Origin of the sequence: Knoellia aerolata DSM 18566, from assembly GCF_000768695.1 — a bacterium.
GTDB classification, from domain to species: Bacteria; Actinomycetota; Actinomycetes; order Actinomycetales; family Dermatophilaceae; genus Knoellia; species Knoellia aerolata.
This window is the reverse complement of the sequence record NZ_AVPL01000186.1, coordinates 1-432: the sequence shown is the minus strand read 5'-3', so window position 1 is coordinate 432 and position 432 is coordinate 1. Positions and strand designations below refer to the sequence as shown.

Here is a 432-nt window from a genome sequence, read left to right as displayed (position 1 = left end):
CGGCGGCGACGGCCGACTCGCACTCCTGGGCGGTGCGGGCGAGGTCGGCGTGGACCCGGCGCGCGCGGTCGAGCTCGGCGGCGCTCACCCGGTCCCCACCGTGCGCCGGCACGGGGTGCTCCTCGGCACCGCAGACGGGGCAGGCGGAACCGTCGACGAGGCCCTCGGCGAGCTCGGCGGCCATCTGGGTCAGGCGCTGCGCGACGAGGTCCTGCTCGTGCTCGCGGGCGTCCTGGGCGGCCGTGCGCGCGTCGACCGAGGTCGCGGCGAGCCGCGCCACCGTGACCTCGTCGCGGACGACCTGCTGGGCGAGGCGGTGGCGGTCCCTCGCACTCCGTGCCGTCTGCTCGGCACCGCCGAGGGCGGCTTCGGCCTCGAGGGCGTCGGCGAGCGCCGCTTCCGCCTCGCCGACGCGGGAGAGGGCCTCGGCCC

General features: G+C 79.2%; 1 pseudogene. It reads right to left on the bottom strand.

Features of this window, described 5'->3' with window-relative positions:
* Window positions 1-432, bottom strand: a pseudogene (locus tag N801_RS21260) (hypothetical protein); the annotation flags it as partial.